We start from the raw sequence: 18,129 nt of genomic DNA on the forward strand, positions 1-18,129 counted from the left end.
CGTACGCCTACTGCACGGGCTGGCTGGCTTCAGTGATGGACACAGGTCGTGCCATGCTGTCGAACGTATTGACCTTCCAGATGTAGCGTACGCCATCCTGCTCGATGACCTTCTGCAGCAACGGTATCTGCTTGGCTGCGATGATTCCGCTGGCACGCTGATATGCCGGTCGCCCGGCCAATGCCGGATAGCTGCCGGAAGCGTCAAGCTGATAGCTGAGGGTGGTGGCGCGGCCCGGCTGGACCGAGGAAAGCAGATAGCCTTCGTCCACATTGAATCGATTGCCAAAGGTGTGCCGGGTGGTGACGCCCTCTGCATCCTTGACGTCCACCCACTTCGTGGCCGGCGAATTGGCCTGGCACAGTTCCTTGCTGCCGTCGGCATAGCACCCGTTGGCCGGGCCGTAACTGTAGGCCCACGTATAAGGCTGGTCGATGCCCGGCCCGGTGACTGTCCTGGAAACCAGCGACCACGTGTAGTACCTCGCGGGCGTGTATTCGATCGAGTCGAGGAACCCGCTACCGGTGCTGTCGGCCATATTGCAGCCATAACGCGCCCACGAGCGGCCATGCAGCGTCGGCTCGAAGCGATACTTCGCCACTGCACCACTGGGATGGCGGATCGAACCGGAATGGCCGTAGGTCACCACACCCGGATTCCGGCAGAAACCCCGCTCTGCGGGAACGGCACCGGCACCCATGGTGCCTACGTTGAACCCCGTAGTCTGCCAGTAGGACTGGTCCGGGAAGGTGACCTTGTAGCCACCCACCACGGTACCGTAGGTCCACGTCCTCCCGCCCGCACGGACCGCGCTCACTTCGCTTGGCAGCGTGCTGGGCGATCCAGCCGTCCATTCGAGATCGACGGTGCGGCCATCGTTGGCTGCGATGCGCAGCAACTGCCGTGGATTTGCCGGATCCCACGTGTAGGTCACCGAATTGCCAAACCGGTCTCGGGCACTGGTCGGAAGAATATGGAACTCCTGCCGGAAAAGAACGAACTCGAACTCCGTAACCGAGCCGAAGTTTCCCCGCGAGTATCCCTTCTTGATCAATGGCGGTCCGCTGCCAAGGCTGGCCATATGATTGAGCGTATAGGTGATGCCGGCAGGCGTCGTGACTTCGAAGCCCTCACCTGCCCCGTCGTCCATGGCGACGCAGCGGATGACATTGCCGCTCTTGGTTCGCATCGGGTACGCATGCCCTGTACTCGGCACCGGCCATTCGTTGCTTTGCGCGAGCAGATCCTCGTCACCGGTCTCTGGCAGGTAGAGCTGCGTTCCATGCCAGAACTCGTCGGAGTTGAAGTACTCGGTGAATGTCCCTGGCCCGGTCGGCGTCTGTGCCTTCACCGTGACGATCTCGGTTGGAGGCGGGGTGAACTTCGAACAGCGGTTGAGCGGCTCGGCCACCACGTAATTCTTCCATCCACCCTGGGTGCTGAACGTCCCATGCACCCTGGGCAGGGCCAGGTCCCACACCCCGAACATGCCCAATCCCTGCCGGCCCTGCGCACCTGCCACCAAGCGCCGCTTGATGCCCACCTCCAGCGCACTGTTGCCCGGCAGGTCGACGTCGGTCTGCAGGAATTCCACCGAGCCGGTAAACAGCCCGATCCTTTCCCCGAACATGTCACCGGTATCCAACTGCAGAATCTGCCCGCGGGCATTCAGCGCCGCCGCGTAATCCTCCATCACCGTCGAGCCGCGGTTGGCGCTCGACGCAGGCAGGGCCGTCATACACAGCAGCGCAGCTGCCGCGATCCTTGCGTACATGGTGTCCCCCTCGTCGACGAAGCAGAGCTTACTTCGCGCTCGTCGGCACCGGCAAGGATGATTCCCCGCACGTCACAGCGTCCTGACCCGCCCCGGCGGCCCTGGAAACGCCGTTACTCAGATACGCGTCGTGGCCATGAACCGTTCGCGGTCCTGCTGCGTGCGGCGGCGGATCTCCTCCAGCGCCTGGCTTTCGGTCGCCTGCAGCATGGCTTCGAACAGACGCTGGAAATGATGGCGCATGGCATTGCGCGCGGCCACCGGATCGCGTGCGCGCAGTGCTTCGAAGATGGCCATGTGTTCGTCGGCACGGCTGGCGCCATCATCATGGCAGACCCGCGAATAGACCTCGGTCACCCGCGGCAGTTCGCTGCGCATGCGCCAGATCTGCTGCACGAAGTACTCCACCACCGGATTGCCTGAGAGGCGGGCAATGGTCAGATGGAAACGGCGATCGTACTCGCCGGCTTCCGCGTCGCTCAGGTCGCGACGGCACAGCGCTTCGGCCAGCACCCGCAGTTCGGCGATGCCGGCATCGTCCAGATTGCTTGCCGCCAGAGCGGCGGCCTCGGCCTCGAATACCGCGCGGGCAGCGGTGAGGTCGAAGGCGCTGACATCCGGCAGCCCGCCGGACGCCTGCGTCGGGCGCGGCTTCACATGCACGCCCGATCCGATGCGGATCGCAATCCAGCCCTGTGCTTCCAGTGCAATCTCGGCTTCGCGGATGGTGACCCGGCTGACACCGAACCGTTCGGCCAGTTCACGCTCGCCCGGCAGCCGCGAGCCTGGCGGAAATTCGCCGTCCTCGATCAGCTTGCGGAGCTTGGCAGCGATGGTCTGGTAAAGGCGGTTGGCGGACATGCGGCTGACCCTTGGCGATTCCTTCCCGGTCCCTGCCCTGCCACCGCGGCCGGCAAGGGTCCGGTTGGAGCGACGGCGCGACCGCTGGCCACGCCGCCCTGTTCAGAACTTGTATCGTACACCGAAATACGCACGCCGCCCGTAGGTCACCACTTCGCGGAAGTTCCCATAAAGCGGCTGGTAGGCCACGCGCGGCTCGTTGGTCAGGTTCATCATCTCCAGCGACAGCGACAACTGCTTGTTCACCCGGTAGCGCAGGCGCAGGTCCACGCTGGTGTTGTCATCGTAGTAGCGGTTCTGCTGCGCGGTATTGCCGGTGAAGTCCTGGTAGTAGTGCGAGCGGAACTTGCCGATGGCCTGGATGTTGAAACGTCCGACGTCCCAGTAGATCGAACCTGACAGGACGTGCCGCGAGAAGCCACTGAGACCCGCCGGCGGCACGATCGCCGGAAGGATCGTGCCGTCACTGGCCAGCTGCTCGCCCAGTCGCGAGTCCTGGGTCCGGTAGTCGGCATCGGCGTAGTTGTAACTGACCTTGAAGCCCAGTCCGTCGAACGGCTTGGGCAGGTACGACAGTCGATGGGTGGCGGTCAGCTCGAAGCCGGTCAGCGTGCTGTCCTCGTCGGTGGTTACCTGCTGGCGTACCGGCACGGTCACGCTCTGGCCGTCGATGGTGTAGGTCTCCGGCACCAGCGCAGTGGCGGTGCCGCCGTTGAACTGCTTCCAGTACACCGCGCCGGCCAGCATCGTGTCCGGGTTCGGGTACCACTCCAGTGACAGGTCGCCGTTCCAGGACATCAGCGGCTGCGCGGCGGGGTTGCCGCTGGCGCTGATGTCATCCAGCGCGTCGGCCAGATTGCCGTAGGTGGCATCACTGCTCACGTTGATGGTGCGCCCGGCACCCAGCGCGGCGATGTCCGGTCGCGACATCGCGCGGTATGCACCGACCCGCAGCAACACGTCCGGGCGCAGTGCGAAGACCGCGTTGAGGCTAGGCAGCAGCTTGTCGTTGCCCGCCTTGAACACCTGCGTGCTGTACGCACCGGTGGGTTGCAGGCGGATCGTGCCGTCACCATTGTCCTCGATACGCAGCCCGGTACGCACGCCTTCGGAGCGAACATCGGTCTTGACCCAGCGCAGGCCGAGGTTGCCGGTCACCGGCAAGCCGAACAGGCTGCTGCTGAACTCCCCCATCAGATAGAGCGCGCGTGTCTTCTCGGTGATATCGACATTGTTCGGATCCTGGAAACCCGGATCCAACCCACTGTCGAGGCTGCCACGGAACGACTGGTACAGGCAGTTCGGATCGAAGTACGCCCACGAGGAGATCGTGTTGCCGCTGGCGGCATCCATGAAGTCATCCTGTGGGAACGGCGCGCGGCAGGCCTGGTTGGCGGCGATGATCTTCGCCTTGTCGGCCGCCACGCGCTGGTCGTAATCGCTTACCAGGGTGTTGTCGCGCAGGCGGTAGTCCGCCTGGCTGGCACGCACGCCACCCTTGATACGGGTGAAGAAACCGGACTCGGGCATGAAGCTGGCGTCGAAGCGGCCGGCCTTGATCCTGTGGTCGTTCTCCGTTGCGCTGGAGGTGACGCGCGCCGCGCCGGTGTAGGCGTCCCAGTTGTTGGGGTCGAAGTTCGGCGCCAGCGCGACACTGGGCACTTCGCCGTGCCAGTCCCAGTCATAGTCCACGTAGCCGGTGGCACCACTGCTGATGCCCGGCACGATGGCATTGTTGACGTCGCGCTGGTTGGCACGAAGGCGGGTCATGCGCTCGCTGTCGAGGCGATTGGTGTGCGAGTACGAAAGATCGGTGGACAGTTCCCAGGCCGGGGTCGGTCGCAGGATCAGGTTCAGGCCACCCCCGGTGTACTCCTCGCCACGCCAGTAGCGGTTTGAGGTGGAATCAATCGAGGTGCTGCCATGCAGGTGGCGCACGATGCCGTCCTCGTCCACCTCGCGCCGGGTGATGCCACGGCGGGCGTTGGACAGGCTCAGGTCGCTGCGGTTCTCGTACCAGTTGCGCTCGGTGTGTTCGAAGTCGAGGTTCACTTCAACCACGTCATTGGGCCGCCACTGCAATGCGGCGAACTCGCTCTGCCGGTCGTTACGCTCCTGCTTGAGCCGGTAGATGCGGCTGCTTGGCACAAGGTAGTACGGCGCGCCGTTGGCGATGGCCTTCGCGGACACTTCATTGCAGTTGGCATTGCCCACGTTCTGCGTGCCATCGCAGGCATACCAGGTGGAACCGCTGGTGATGCTCTCTTCCGGGTCGGTGCCGTCCAGGCGCTGGAAGCCCAGCGAGATGCCCAGCTTCTGCCCGTTGCCGAACTCGAACTGGTCGATGTAGCTGGCGGTGCCGCGATGGCCGATGCCGTCGTCGTCGCGGTACTTCTTGTCATACTCGGCCCAGCTGCCGCGCAGGTCCAGCTGCGCCGCACGCTTGCCGTACTCCAGTGGGCGCACTGTTTCCAGGCCGATAGTGCCAGCCACGCCGCCTTCGATGATGTCGGCGCGCTGGGTCTTGTAGATGGCCACCGTATTGATCAGCTCGGCGGGGAACATGTTGAAGTTCACCGAGCGGTCGCCGCTGCCGTTGGTGATCTCGCGGCCATTGAAGTTGGTGCTGCTGAGGAAGGCGCCCAGGCCACGGATGGAGATTTCCGAGGCGCCGGTCTTGTCGCGGGTCGAAGCGGCGCCGGTCAGGGTCTCGATCGCATCGGCCAGCGAGGGCGCCGGCAGGTCGCCGATGTCATCGGCCGAGAGCACGTCGGCAATGACCGTGTCATCGCGCTTCCTGTTGATCGAACTCTGCATCGATTCGCGGATGCCGGTGACCTGCACCTGGTCTAGCGTGGTGGGATCCTGCCCTGCCGCGTCCTTGCCGGATTGCGCCTGGGCCGTGGGCAGCCCCGCCAGCACGGCGAGCAGCGCCACGATCAGGGGTGTGGGGGACAACGAGATGCTGTGCACTGCTCCGGCGGGTCGCCGCATGGTTTCCTCCTCCCAAAGGATCGCCTGCATGCCAGGCGTGGGACGCAGCTTCGGCACGGCGACATGAAAATGTCAACCAATTGGTATGCGATTGTTCAAATGCCTTTGATCCATACCACTTGATCGCAATTTAATGTGCTCATGCAGCATGACTTTGCGCGAAAGCTGGCTTACAACAGACCCGAAAGTGGTATGCAGGCCCACCCTGAAACGACGGCCCGGCCGTCCCTGGAAGGATTTCATGCGCATTCACTCGCTGGCGCGTCACCGATCCAATGATTCATGGCTGTTTTGCCTGACCACTGGCCTGGCAATGTGCCTGACCACTTCAGCAGCGAGTGCAGCCAGCTGGCTCGTCCACGATGTCGCGGAGTTCACTACCGCCGCCTCGGCGCTGCAGCCTGGCGATGAGATCGTGCTGGCTGACGGCACCTGGACCGATGCCCGGCTGCTGCTTAAGGGTCAGGGCACGGCAGCCGCACCGATCGTGCTGCGCGCGCAGACCGCCGGCAAGGTCGTCCTCAGCGGGCGCTCGGACCTGCGCCTGGCCGGGAGCTACCTGCAGGTGTCCAACCTGGTGTTCCGCAACGGCTATGCGCCGGGTGATGCGGTGGTGGCGTTCCGCGAGTCGAGCAAGGCCGTCGCCAGCAACAGCCGCGTCACCGGCCTGGTGATCGATGACTACGCCAACCCGGATGCCAGCGACCAGGACTACTGGGTATCGCTGTATGGCAGCAACAACCGGTTGGATCACAGCCAGCTGCGCGGCAAGACCAACGCCGGGCCGACCGTGGTGGTGGTGCGCGATGCCACCCAGGGCCTGGACAACCAGCACCGTATCGACCACAACTGGTTCGGGCCGCGCCCGGCGCTGGGCGTCAACGGGGGCGAAACGATCCGCGTCGGCACCAGCGACAGCTCACTGAGCGATTCCAACAGCACGGTGGAGAACAACTGGTTCGAAGGCTGCGACGGCGAGACCGAGATCATCAGCAACAAGTCCGGCGGCAACACCTACCGCGGCAACGTGTTCTACCGTTCGGCCGGCGCGTTGACCCTGCGCCATGGCAACGGCAACCGGGTGATCGACAACGTCTTCCTCGGCGATGACAAGGCCGGCACCGGCGGCGTACGCATCATCAACGCCGACCAGACCGTCAGCAACAACTACTTCGAGCGGCTGGCCGGGTCCAGCAACCGTTCGGCGTTGGCGGTGATGGATGCGCAGGCCAGTCCTCCGCTGTCCGGCTATGCGCCGGTGGTGAATGCCACGATCAATCGCAACACCTTCGTGGACGTGGCGAAGATCAGTTTCGGCGTCGGCCACGATGAAGCCAAAGGCATCGTGGTCGCCGCCAGCAGCAGCCGCTTCACCGGCAACCTGATCGTCAACCGCAACAGCAGCAACCCGCCAACTGCCGCCAGTTCGCTGACCGGCATCGACTTCAGCGGCAACGTGCAGTCGCCGGCAGCCAGCACCGTGTTCCCGGGTGGCGTAGAAGGCCGTGGCGTCAGCCTGCAGCAGGCTGCCAGCGGATTGTGGGTGGCCACGCCTGCCCTGCCCGCCGTGGGCGCCGATCCTGCCCTAGCGATGACCGCGCGCGAGGCGACCGGCGTCGCCTGGTATCCCAAGGTGGGCGAAGTTGCCCTGTCACGCACCCGCAATGGAGTTGATCGATGAGGTTGCAGCCGCTGTTCGTTTCCCTGGCCCTGGCCGCCCCCTTCGCCCTGCTGCCGACCGCGTCGCTGCTCGCAGCGCCCGCTGCCGCTGCGCGGCAGGCCGACACCGCGCCGGTGCTGGTCACCGCTGCGCACTGGCAGCAGATGGCCAGCGAAGGCCGCCGCTACCCGTGGTTCGCCAAGGAGCAGGCGCGCACCGAGGCAACACTGAAGAAGATGATGAAGGCCGGCATCGACGTGCCGGTGCCCAGGGACAAGGGCGGCGGGCGCACCCATGAACAGCACAAGCGCAACTACCAGGCACTGTTGGCGGCGGGCACGCTGTACCGGTTGACCGGCGACAGGACCTACGTGGATTACGCGCGCGACATGCTGCTGCAGTATGCCGAGCTGTACCCGACGCTCGGCCCGCACCCGGAAGGCAGGGGCCAGATTCCCGGCCGCGTGTTCTGGCAGGTGCTCAACGATTCGGTATGGCTGGTCAACGCCATTCAGGGCTATGACGCGATCCGTGACGCGCTGTCCGCCGAGGACCGCGACACCATCGAATCGAAGGTGTTCCGGCCGATGGCCGAGTTCCTCGTCAGCGAACCGAAGAACTACGACCAGATCCATAACCACGCCACGTGGGCGGTGGCCGCCACCGGCATGACCGGCTACGTGCTGCGCGACCAGGAACTGGTGGAGAAGTCCCTGCGCGGCAGCCAGAAGGACGACAAGTTCGGCTTCCTGCGGCAGATCGACCTGCTGTTCTCGCCCGATGGCTACTACGAGGAAGGCCCCTACTACCAGCGCTATGCACTGGCGCCGTTCCTGCTGTTCGCCAGCGCCATCGAACGCAATGAGCCGCAGCGGAAGATCTTCGCGCGTCGCGATGGCGTGCTGCTGAAGGCGGTGGATGTGCTGGTGCAGTCCAGCTATGGCGGCCTGTTCTTCCCGATCAACGATGCGATTCTGGACAAGGGCATCGACACCGAAGAGCTGGTGGCCGGCATCGGCATCGCCTATGCGCGCACCGGTGATGACCGCCTGTTGTCGGTGGCCCAGCAGCAGAAGCGCCTGCTGTTGTCACCCGAAGGCCTGCAGGTGGCGCAGGCACTGGCCGCCAACAAGGCCAAGCCCTTCGACTACCGCCCGATGCTGCTGCGCGATGGCCCCGACGGCGACCGCGGCGGCCTGGCGATTCTGCGCATGAACGGCGAACGCGGCCAGGCACTGGTGCAGAAGGACACGATGCAGGGCATGGGCCACGGCCACTTCGACAAGCTCAACTGGCTGTTCTACGACAACGGCAACCCGGTGGTGACCGATTACGGCGCCGCCCGCTTCCTCAACGTGGAAGCCAAGCGCGGTGGCATCTACCTGGCCGAGAACCGCAGTTGGGCCAAGCAGACCGTGGCCCACAACACCCTGGTGGTGGACGAGCAGAGCCACTTCAACGGCGACTGGAAGCGTGGCGAGGCGCATGCCCCGCAGGTGCGCTTCTTCCAGGCCGATGCCGATACCCAGATTGCCTCGGCAACGATGCGCGATGCCTATCCCGGCGTGGCGTTCACCCGCACCCAGGCGCTGCTGCGCCACCCCGACCTGGGCCTGCCGGTGGTGCTGGACCTGCTGCAGGTGCACGGCGACAAGGCCGCGCGCTACGACCTGCCGCTGCACTTCAACGGCCACATCGTCACCACCGGCTTCGAGGCCGAGCACTTCCCCAGCCAGCGCCCGGTGCTGGGCAAGGACAACGGCTACCAGCACCTGTGGCTGGATGCACGCAGCAAACCCGGCAGCGAGCCGCGGTCGCTGGCGTGGCTGCTGGACGGGCGCTTCTACACCTACCGCTTCGGCAGCAGTGCGCCGGCGCAGGCGCTGCTGGTGGAAAGCGGCGCGAACGATCCGGAATTCAACCTGCGCCGTGAGCCTGCCCTGCTGCAGCGCGTGGACGGCCACAAGGACGTCACCTTCTTCAGCGTGCTGGAGCCGCATGGCGAGTACAACGGCACCGCCGAGTACGTGCACGGCGCCGACAGCCGCATCAGGGAGATCGTGCGTACCCGCGGCAGCGATGCCGAGGTGATCGAGCTGCGCCTGGCCAGCGGTGCACGCATCGCCCTGGGCGTGGCCGACGACAGCAGCGCCAAGGGCGAGCACAGCGTGACCGTCGACGGCCACGTCTACCGCTGGAACGGCAGCCATGCGCGCCTGGACCGCAGCAAGGGTGACGGCAAATGAACGGCCCTGCGGTGGTGGCCAAGCTGCGCAAGGTGCCGGTGCGTTCAGCCGTGCGCTGGCTGATCGTGGGCCTGATTGCCGTGGCCACGGTCATCAACTACATCGACCGCAACGCACTGGCGGTGATGTGGCCGGAAATCGCCAGGGAAGTGGGCGCGACCAAGGATGACTACGCCCTGCTGGTGACGGTGTTCATGCTGTTCTACGCCGCCGGCCAGTTCCTGTTCGGCCGCCTGTTCGACATGATCGGCACGCGCTTGGGTTTCGCCCTGTCGATCAGCGTGTGGTCGATCTCCATCGCCCTGCACTCGATCACCCATTCGATGCTGTCCTTCAGCCTGGTGCGGGCGATGCTGGGCATCAGCGAAGCAGGCGCGTGGCCGGGCGCGGTGAAGGCCAATGCCGAGTGGTTCCCGGCGCGCGAGCGCGCACTGGCGCAAGGCGTGTTCAACGCCGGCGCGTCGATCGGCGCGATCGTTTCCGCGCCGGCCATCGCCGGCCTGTACCTGTGGCTGGGCTGGCGCGGTACCTTCGTGCTGGTCGGTGCCATAGGTTTCCTGTGGCTGCTGCCGTGGCTGTTTGTCTACCGCGCCGGGCCGGACAAGCATCCGTGGGTGAGCGATGCCGAGCGCCGGCTGATTCAGGAAGACCAGGCCGGGCAACAGGCGGTGGTGGCGCCGAAGGCCAGCGTTCGTGAGCTGCTGGCCCACCGGCAGAGCTGGGGCATGCTCGCCTGCCGCTTCCTGCTGGACCCGATCTGGTGGCTGTTCGTGTCCTGGCTGCCGATCTACCTGGCTGAAACCTTCGGCTTCGACATCAAGCAGATCGGCCTGTTCGCCTGGGTGCCGTTTGTCGGCGCGATGCTGGGCAGCCTCAGCGGCGGCTGGCTCTCCGGGCGCCTGATCCGCGCCGGGCACAGCGTGGACCGCGCCCGCAAGCTGTCCATAACGCTGGGCTGCGTGGTCATGGCTCCTGCCCTGCTGGGTGCCGTGCTGGCCAACCATCCGCTGCTGGCGGTGCTGGCGATCGCTGCGGTGCTGTTCGGCTTCCAGGTGGCCATCGGCAACATCCAGACCCTTCCCGGCGATCTGTTCGACGGCCGCTCGGTGGGCACGCTGGCGGGCCTGGGTGGCCTGGCCGCCGTGGCCGGCACCTTGATCACCACCTGGCTGGTGCCGGTGCTGACCCGCCACTCCTATGCCCCGATCTTCATCCTCGTTGCCGCCCTGGTGCCGCTGTCGCTGGCCGCGCTGTGGTGGTGGACCGGACCTATCCACAAGCTCGACCGCCGCGGCGGTTGAGCCCACGCTTTTCATTCCCCCGCAAATCAAGGAGTTTTCCGCATGTCGTTCCAGGACAAGGTGGCCATTGTCACCGGCGGTGGCCGCGATATCGGCCGCGCCGTTTCGATCAAGCTGGCTGCCGCCGGTGCACGCGTCTGCATCAACTACGCCAATGATGAGGCCAGTGCCCAGGAAACGCTGGCACGGATCCAGGCGGCCGGTGGCCAGGCCATCGTGCATCGCGCCGACGTCACCGATGCCACGGCCGTCGCCGGCCTGGTCGCTGCGGCACAGGCCGCGTTCGGCGAGCGCATCGACCTGCTGGTGAACGTGGCCGGTGGCATGGTGCAGCGCCGGCCGCTGGCCGACATCGACCCGGTGTTCTTCCACACCGTGATGGACCTGAACCTGACCTCGACCTACCTCACCACCCACGCGGTGGTGCCGCACATGCGCGAAGGCGCGGCCATCGTCAACTTCGCCTCGCAGGCAGGCCGTGATGGCGGCGGCCCGGGCGCATCGATCTACGCCACCGCCAAGGCGGCAGTGATGACCTTCACCCGTGCCATGGCCAAGGAGCTGGGACCGAAGGGAATCCGCGTGAACGCGCTGTGCTGCGGCATGATCGCCACCCGCTTCCACGACGAATTCACCAAGCCGGAAGTACGCACAGCCGTTGCCGGCGCCACCCCGTTGCGCCGCCAGGGCGCGCCGGACGAAGCCGCCGACGCTGCGGTGTTCCTGGCCTCGGATGCGGCGGCGTTCATCACCGGGGCGAATCTGGACGTCAACGGCGGCACCTACTTCTCCTGACACCTGACCGGACTCCTGCCCATGCAGCGCTGGACACTTCTGTTTTCATTGACGCTCTGCTCCGCTATGACGGCGCCCGCCGTGTGGGCCGCACCCGTGTGGGTCACTGCCTGGACGGCCGCGCCCGCGCCCGACCGCAAGGACGGAACGTCCGATGCGCCGGTACAGTTCGCCGCACAGACCGTGCGCCAGGACATGCGTATCGGCAGCCGTGGCGATGCGCTGCGGCTGCGCATCAGCAACGAGCTCGGCACGGCGCCCTTGCGGGTCGAGGACCTGCGTGTGGGAGTGAAGAACGGCAAGGCCGCACCGCTGCGGGTAACGGTGGATGGCCGCGCGGTCATCGAGGTGCCGGTCGGAGCCGCGCTGCTGAGCGACCCGGTGCGGATGCCGGTGGCGGCGCTGCAGGAGATCAGCGTGAGTGCCTATTTCCCGCAGCCCACCCGCCCCGCCGTGCGCCGCACCGAGCTGCGGGTCGCAGATGGCAGGCAGACAGCCGTCGCCGACAGCGTGCGGCTGAGCTACCAGCAGAACGTGTTCTCGGCAGTGATGGTGCAGCGTGATGATCGTCCCCAGGTAATCGTGGCGCTGGGCGATTCCATCACGGAAGGCGCCACCGCACGCCGCGGCACCTTCAACCAGTGGCCGGAGCGGTTGGCGCAGCGCCTGCAGCAGGCCTGCCCGAACCGGTTCGTGGTACTCAACCAGGGCATCAGCGGCAACAAGCTGCTTGATCATGGCCGCAGCCACAGTGCGCTGTCACGATTGGATCGCGACGTGATCGCAGTGGCCGACGCCGATCAGGTGATCCTGTTCGAAGGCATCAATGACATCCGCCACGGCGGTGGCGCGCAGCCGCTGCCTGGACGCAATGCGGCGGACATGCTGCTGGGCTATCAACAGGTTGCGGCGCGGCTGCATGCGCACGGCATCCGCGCCTGGCTGGGTACGCTGACCCCGTTCGGCGGTTCCGAGCGCTACGAGCCCGTGTCCGCCGCCACCCGCACCACGATCAACCAGTGGGCACATGGCGGCAACAGCGGCTTCGACGGCATCATCGATTTCGATGCCGCGCTGCGTGACCCGAAGGCAGCCGAATCGCTGCCCAACGAGATCACCCGCGACCATCTGCATCCCAACGACGAAGGCTACCGGCGCATGGCCGATGCCATCGATCTGCGCATGCTGGGCTGCACTACCCCCGAGTGAGAGAGAACCGATGAGCCGCGTCGTTTGTTTCGGTGAGTTGCTGCTGCGCCTGGGCGCGCCCGGTCGTGAACTGCTGCTGCAGACGCCGCAGCTGCAGGTCCATGTGGGAGGTGCCGAGGCCAATGTGGCGGTCTCGCTGGCCAGCCTGGGCCACGATGTGCAGATGGTCAGCACGGTACCCGGTAACGCGCTGGGCCGGCATGCCGTGGCCGAGCTGCGGCGGCATGGCGTGGGCGTGGCCGCCGTGCGTGAAGTGGAGGGTGACCGCATGGGCCTGTACTTCCTGGCGACCGGTGCGGTGCAGCGCGCCAGTGAAGTGGTGTATGACCGGGCCGGTTCTGCATTCGCAAACAGCAGCGCCGAGGATCATGCGTGGCCCGCCGTGCTGTCCGGCGCGTACCTGCTGCATGTCTCGGGCGTCAGCCCGGCGCTGGGCGCCAACGTGGCCGAGTCGGTGCTGGGTGCCGTGCGTGCGGCTCGCGCGGCCGGTGTGCAGGTGTCTTTCGACGGCAATTACCGTCCCTCACTGTGGCGACGCTGGGATGGCGACGCAGCGGCGATCCTGCGTGAGCTGTTCGCCGAGGCCGACATTGTCTTTGCCGATCATCGGGACATCGAACTGGTGCTGGGGCTGCACTTCGCGCAGGACGATGCGGTCGCCCGAACCGAGGCCGCTGCGGCCGCTGCCTTTGCCGCGTTCCCGCACCTGCGGTGGCTGTCCTGCACCCAGCGCGAGGTGATCAGCGCCGACCATCACGTGCTCGGCGCTCTGCTGCTGGGACGCGATGGAACCCGCGCGCAGGCTGCTCCCAGGCCGCTGCCCGGCATCGTTGATCGCATCGGCGGTGGCGATGCCTTTGCCGCCGGCATCCTGCACGGATTGCTGTCCGGGCTCGACGCAGAAAGCACCGTCCGCTTCGGACTGGCCGCGGGCGCGTTGAAGCACGCCATTCCCGGCGACTTCAGCCCTGCCCGCGACGCTGAAGTCCGGGCGCTGATGGAGAGCCACCCGTTCGACGTTCGTCGCTGATCTCCCCCCGGGAGAATCCCGCTAGAATCCAACGGGCGCTGGAATCGCGCAGGGATCGCCCATGGATTACACCGGATACACGCACAAGTTTCCCAACAACCGCCCACTGGACGCGTTTGATCGCGAGCACCGCCTGCTGCAGAAGAAGCGGCTGGATGTCGTGCCGCTGGCACAGCTGTGCGTGGTGAAGATGAATTCGAACGGCCTGGTTTCGGTGGATCGCTGGTTCGCCGCGCGTGGCTTTGCAGCCCTGCTGGGCGCGATCGGCATTGCCTTCGGGCTGGGCGGCGTGCTGATGCTGCTCTGGTTGCTGATCGTGAACAGGCTACCCAACGAAAACGGCCTGTGGGAGGCGATATTCATCGGCATGGCGATGCTGGCCGCCTTCACTGCAGCGAGCATCTGGGTGGCTTGCCTCGAGCTGTTCCGCTGGACCTACTATCCGATCGCGCTCGATCGCAAGCACCGGCAGATACACGTGTTCCGGCTGGATGGCACCATCCTCAGCGTGCCCTGGGACCAGGTCTATTTCACGCTTGGCCGCGGAACGGGAACCTTCGGATGGTACAACTGGGATGTCCGCGGACTGATCCTGGACGCGGATGGCGTCACAGTACGGGAGACGTTCGCGTTCTGCATCGCGACCTCTCGCATCGAGAACGCACATGCCCACTGGGAGTTCCTGCGGCGCTACATGGAAGAAGGACCGGCAGCCGTCGTGGACGCGGTGCACTGCTGCATGCCGCTGGACGGCAAGCGCGAGAGCTTCGCGTCCGGCAAGGAGCGCATCTTCGCCGAAGACGCGCAGCTCCCGGGTTTCATGTGGCTCACGATGCTGCCACTCAACTACCTGCACACGATCATGCGCTGGGTGGTGATGCAGACCAGCAGGATTCCGCAGTTTCCACCGGACATCGAGGCGCGCCTGACACCGGACGCCGGTGATCCCTGTGTCCGCGACGCTTCGATGAATCCACCGGACCTGCGCTGACCCAGCGTTGCGTCCGGCAACGGCACGTGGGAATCCCGCGTCATGGGCAGGTGCGTCCTCACAGCGCCAGCAGCCACGCTTCCAGTGCGCGTGTGTCCCGCATGTCGCCGTCATAGCGACGATCCGGCACATGCGGTTCATTCGAACCACGCATCCGCCCCCGGAAAACCTTCATCGGCACCGAAATCCTGGCCAGCCCGCTTGGCAGCCGCTCCGGCCTGACATCCATGTAGAGGCTGTCGGCCGAAGTCTCGACGCCGACCTGCATTGCGCCCAGCCGTTTCCACAGATCCAGCGCATCGAGGCAGGCCGAGCCGCAGGAGGCATCGGCCACGATCACCACCCTGCCCCTGCGCAGCGGAGCGGCCGGGCCTGCGGTTGCAGCTGTATCTGCCCTGGCCTCGGATGGCTCGCGCCACACTGCCTCACCCCGGTCGCGCGCCTGTGCCATGCCCGCCGTCACCGATTCCAGCATGCGACGCAGCTCTGGCGACGCGTCGGGCGCCTGCTCCAGCTTCTGCAGGAAGGCGCGTAACTGGGCGATGTTGGCCTCGGAGGTCCGCCACTCCACCCAGCTGCGGTCGGGCAGCGCGCCCACGGCGGCATGGCCCCAGATCAATCGCGCCAGTTCGATGCTCCATTGCGAAGCGCCGCCACTGTTGCCACGCACGTCCAGCACCACCGACGGTGCCTGCTGCAGTGCTTCGGCTTTCGGAGCGAGCTGCTCAAGCAGCGCGGTCAGTTCCTTGAAGTTCTGCTCCGTGGGGTCGGCGTTGAAGCTGCTGGTGGTGATCCAGTAGCCGCCATCGGGCATGGTGTGCCAGCCATTGGCCGGGCGGAAGCTGCGCCGGGTGTCGGCCAGCCGCTCCTTGCGCTGTGCCGCCTGCAGCGGCTGCCACTGCAGTGCATAGGATTTTTCGCGTCCATCCACCTGGAATACGCAGGTTCGCAGTGCCGGCACGTAAGGATTGCCCTGCTCCAGCAATACTTCACCGCCGCCGTGGATGCGGCTGGCCTGCAGGTTCCAGCGCCCGCTGAAGTCCCCGATCCGGCGCGCAGCCAGCGTCTGTGCATCGATGCCATCACAGGACAGCAATCGCGCCCCAAGTGGCGGATGGCCAGGCCCACCATCCACGGTCATGACCACCTGCGTGTCGCCGTCGAAGCCGGTCAGGAAGCCGGGCCACCGCGTTGGCAGCTCGGGGGCCCCGGCAAGCGCATTGAGGCTGACATGACCATCGTTGAAGGAGGCCGCATAGCCCTTCATGGCCCACCAGTACCCAGCGAAGCTGTCAGCCCTTCCAGCGCGTGAGCGTGCCAGAGCCAGTGCATCGGCCAGCTGCGCGCCAAATCCGGGATTCTGCCGATCAACGGCCCCTGGATGGCTGCTGCGCATCGCCGCATCTGCAGCCTCCAGATCCTTCAACAGCGTACTCGACACGTCGGTTGACGCATCTTGCGTGGCAGGTGCAGCAAGCGCTGCACCCAGCAGCAGCCATGCAATGGCCATGGATTCATCCCTCCACTGGATCGACCTGCAGTCTCGCAGCTTTCAGGATGGGTGTGCCGCGCCCGCCGCAACGGGCGCGGCCTTCCATCAATGCAGCGGCAGCTTCAGTACCGACGGCGCGTTCGCCGGTGAACTGAAGGTCACCGTGCCACCCAACTGGCTGATGCCCGCATAGCGCAGATCCACCGTATCAACCACCAGGGTCAGGCGGCTGCCGGCCGGAACGTTCCAGCTGCTGGCTTCCAACCGCAGGTCGATGGTCTTCGCCTGCCCCGGCGTGGCACCCCGGAGCGTATAGGGCTTGTGGCTGATCAGCTGGCCGTTGCCCAGCACGTCCTCGGCATACAGATAGGCATAGAGCGTGGTGTTGGCGCGGCTGGGCGTGACGGTCAAGCGGACTTCCGGCGTGCCGTCCAGGCGCTGCGCACTCCATTGGATCGGCCCCTGCCACACGCCTGCGGCGGTGCGGCCCACGAACGGCACATAGGCACCCGGCGGCAGGTTGATCATCTGCAGTGCACCAGAGGCCATTGCCACGCCGGAATTGGCAGCGGTCAGCAGGCCACTGCCGATGCGGTAACTCCAGCCGGTGCTGCTACCGCTCGCGGCCAGGCCGCCCGTGGGCAGCAGCAGCCCTTTGGGGGCGGTCAGCGCATAGCTGACGGCGCCGGCATTGGTCGCCTGCCAGTTCGGGTAGGTGCTCCAGCTGCCCTTCTGCGACTTCAGCTGCACCGCAGGCTGCCGGTCGATGCCATTGGCTTCGCCCTTGAGGTAATGGTCGAACCAGTCGCCCACCGAATCGTAGACTTCGTTGGGAATACCCAATGCGCCAAAGGCTTCGTTGAGCGCGTGATCGCCATGGCGCAGCTGCAGCTGCTTGGGGCCTTTCAGGCGGTTGAAGAAATCAACCAGCTGGCCTGGCGGGAACAGGCTGTCGTTGAACGCGTTGGCCAGGAACACCGCTGGCTGGTTGGCGTTGATCTCGTCGATGCTGGACCCGGGGCTGCGCTGCGCCGCCACCGGCAACAGCGTGTCCACCGCGCCCTGGTAGTTGCCGACCAGCACATTGCGATTGATGGTGGACAGCTCCGGTCCGGGGCGGCCGGTTACCAGACCGGCTGCCACCAGCAGCGCGATGCCCTGCGCGCTGGGGGTGTCGTTGCTGTACAGCGACGCCTGCAGGTCGGCCCAGCCGCTCAGTGCCGCCACTGCCTTGATGCGCGGATCGCGTGCGGCCGCCAGCAGGCTGGTGCCAGCCCCATAGGAAATGCCCGATACGCCGATTCGTGACGGGTCGGCGCGGGTGTTGTCCAGCGCCCAGTCAATCAGCGCACTGACGTCCTCGACCGTGGCCGGCCCGGCGATGTCGATGCTGCCGCCGGATTCCCAGAAACCACGCGAGCTGTAGCTGATCACCACGTAGCCACGCCGGGCCAGCGACTGCGCCACCCCCACGTATTCCACGCTGGGCACGGCCCAGCTGCTGGGCATCACCAGCAGCGGATAGCGCCCGCTGCCCGCGTCCTGCGGTTCGATGACGAAGGCCCCGAGAGGCGTTCCATCCCAGCTGGGAATGGTGCGATGGGTGGTCTTGACCGTGGCCGCCCAGGCGGTGGGCGCCAGCCCGGTCAGCAGGATCAACAGCAGCACTACCTTGCGCATCGTGGTCTCTCCCCGTCGGTGGTGGTGCAACGGATCGGACCGTACCAGTGCGAATGGTGGGTGGCACCTTGCGACGCAGCATGACCGTTGCTGCAC

The 18,129-nt window shown here is 66.0% G+C and carries 12 protein-coding genes; 7 read left to right on the forward strand and 5 right to left on the reverse strand.

Annotated features, from left to right (window positions below):
• Nucleotides 1–7: 7 nt before the first annotated feature.
• The 3 genes from AC5P6X_RS11385 to AC5P6X_RS11395 all read right to left on the reverse strand — a co-directional run bounded on the left by AC5P6X_RS11385 (nt 8) and on the right by AC5P6X_RS11395 (nt 5,629).
• A complete protein-coding gene (locus AC5P6X_RS11385) occupies nt 8–1,774 on the reverse strand; it encodes a wall associated protein (protein WP_108269835.1) in 1,767 nt (588 codons plus the stop codon).
• A gap of 117 nt (nt 1,775–1,891) precedes the next feature.
• A complete protein-coding gene (locus tag AC5P6X_RS11390; RefSeq protein WP_057501701.1) occupies nt 1,892–2,635 on the reverse strand; it encodes a FadR/GntR family transcriptional regulator in 744 nt (247 codons plus the stop codon).
• A 102-nt stretch (nt 2,636–2,737) separates the two neighbouring features.
• On the reverse strand, nt 2,738–5,629 hold the full coding sequence (locus tag AC5P6X_RS11395; RefSeq protein WP_108269834.1) for a TonB-dependent receptor: 2,892 nt from the start codon (nt 5,627–5,629) through the stop codon (nt 2,738–2,740).
• Nucleotides 5,630–5,870: 241 nt separating this feature from the next.
• On the opposite strand from AC5P6X_RS11395, the gene AC5P6X_RS11400 reads away from it, so the two are divergent.
• From AC5P6X_RS11400 to AC5P6X_RS11430, 7 genes are all read left to right on the forward strand, one after another.
• Nucleotides 5,871–7,310, forward strand: coding sequence for a polysaccharide lyase 6 family protein (locus tag AC5P6X_RS11400; protein ID WP_099605209.1), 1,440 nt, complete (start codon nt 5,871–5,873; stop codon nt 7,308–7,310).
• Nucleotides 7,307–9,535 (forward strand): oligoalginate lyase, encoded by a 2,229-nt coding sequence (locus AC5P6X_RS11405; protein ID WP_088436511.1) that lies wholly within the window; start codon nt 7,307–7,309, stop codon nt 9,533–9,535. Before AC5P6X_RS11400 ends, AC5P6X_RS11405 begins: the two co-directional genes overlap by 4 nt.
• Complete coding sequence (locus AC5P6X_RS11410) at nt 9,532–10,836, forward strand: MFS transporter (protein WP_108269832.1); 1,305 nt, start codon at nt 9,532–9,534, stop codon at nt 10,834–10,836. Before AC5P6X_RS11405 ends, AC5P6X_RS11410 begins: the two co-directional genes overlap by 4 nt.
• Before the next feature lie 42 nt (nt 10,837–10,878).
• Nucleotides 10,879–11,631 carry an SDR family NAD(P)-dependent oxidoreductase gene (locus AC5P6X_RS11415; RefSeq protein WP_005409758.1) on the forward strand — a complete coding sequence of 251 codons (753 nt, stop codon included), beginning with the start codon at nt 10,879–10,881 and terminating at the stop codon, nt 11,629–11,631.
• 21 nt (nt 11,632–11,652) lie between these two features.
• Nucleotides 11,653–12,840 (forward strand): GDSL-type esterase/lipase family protein, encoded by a 1,188-nt coding sequence (locus AC5P6X_RS11420; RefSeq protein WP_329755724.1) that lies wholly within the window; start codon nt 11,653–11,655, stop codon nt 12,838–12,840.
• Between the two features lie 10 nt (nt 12,841–12,850).
• Nucleotides 12,851–13,870, forward strand: coding sequence for a sugar kinase (locus AC5P6X_RS11425; protein WP_108269830.1), 1,020 nt, complete (start codon nt 12,851–12,853; stop codon nt 13,868–13,870).
• 160 nt (nt 13,871–14,030) lie between these two features.
• Nucleotides 14,031–14,861: a DUF6708 domain-containing protein gene (locus AC5P6X_RS11430; protein ID WP_239667434.1), complete on the forward strand. Its 831-nt coding sequence runs from the start codon at nt 14,031–14,033 to the stop codon at nt 14,859–14,861.
• Between the two features lie 58 nt (nt 14,862–14,919).
• Here the strand turns inward: AC5P6X_RS11430 and AC5P6X_RS11435 are convergent, their stop codons facing one another.
• Nucleotides 14,920–16,371 carry a S41 family peptidase gene (locus tag AC5P6X_RS11435; RefSeq protein ID WP_329755726.1) on the reverse strand — a complete coding sequence of 484 codons (1,452 nt, stop codon included), beginning with the start codon at nt 16,369–16,371 and terminating at the stop codon, nt 14,920–14,922.
• An 87-nt stretch (nt 16,372–16,458) separates the two neighbouring features.
• Nucleotides 16,459–18,033 (reverse strand): S15 peptidase family protein, encoded by a 1,575-nt coding sequence (locus AC5P6X_RS11440; RefSeq protein WP_329755727.1) that lies wholly within the window; start codon nt 18,031–18,033, stop codon nt 16,459–16,461.
• Nucleotides 18,034–18,129 lie beyond the last annotated feature (96 nt).

Source organism: Stenotrophomonas sp. YJH_SMC_40 (assembly GCF_059368615.1).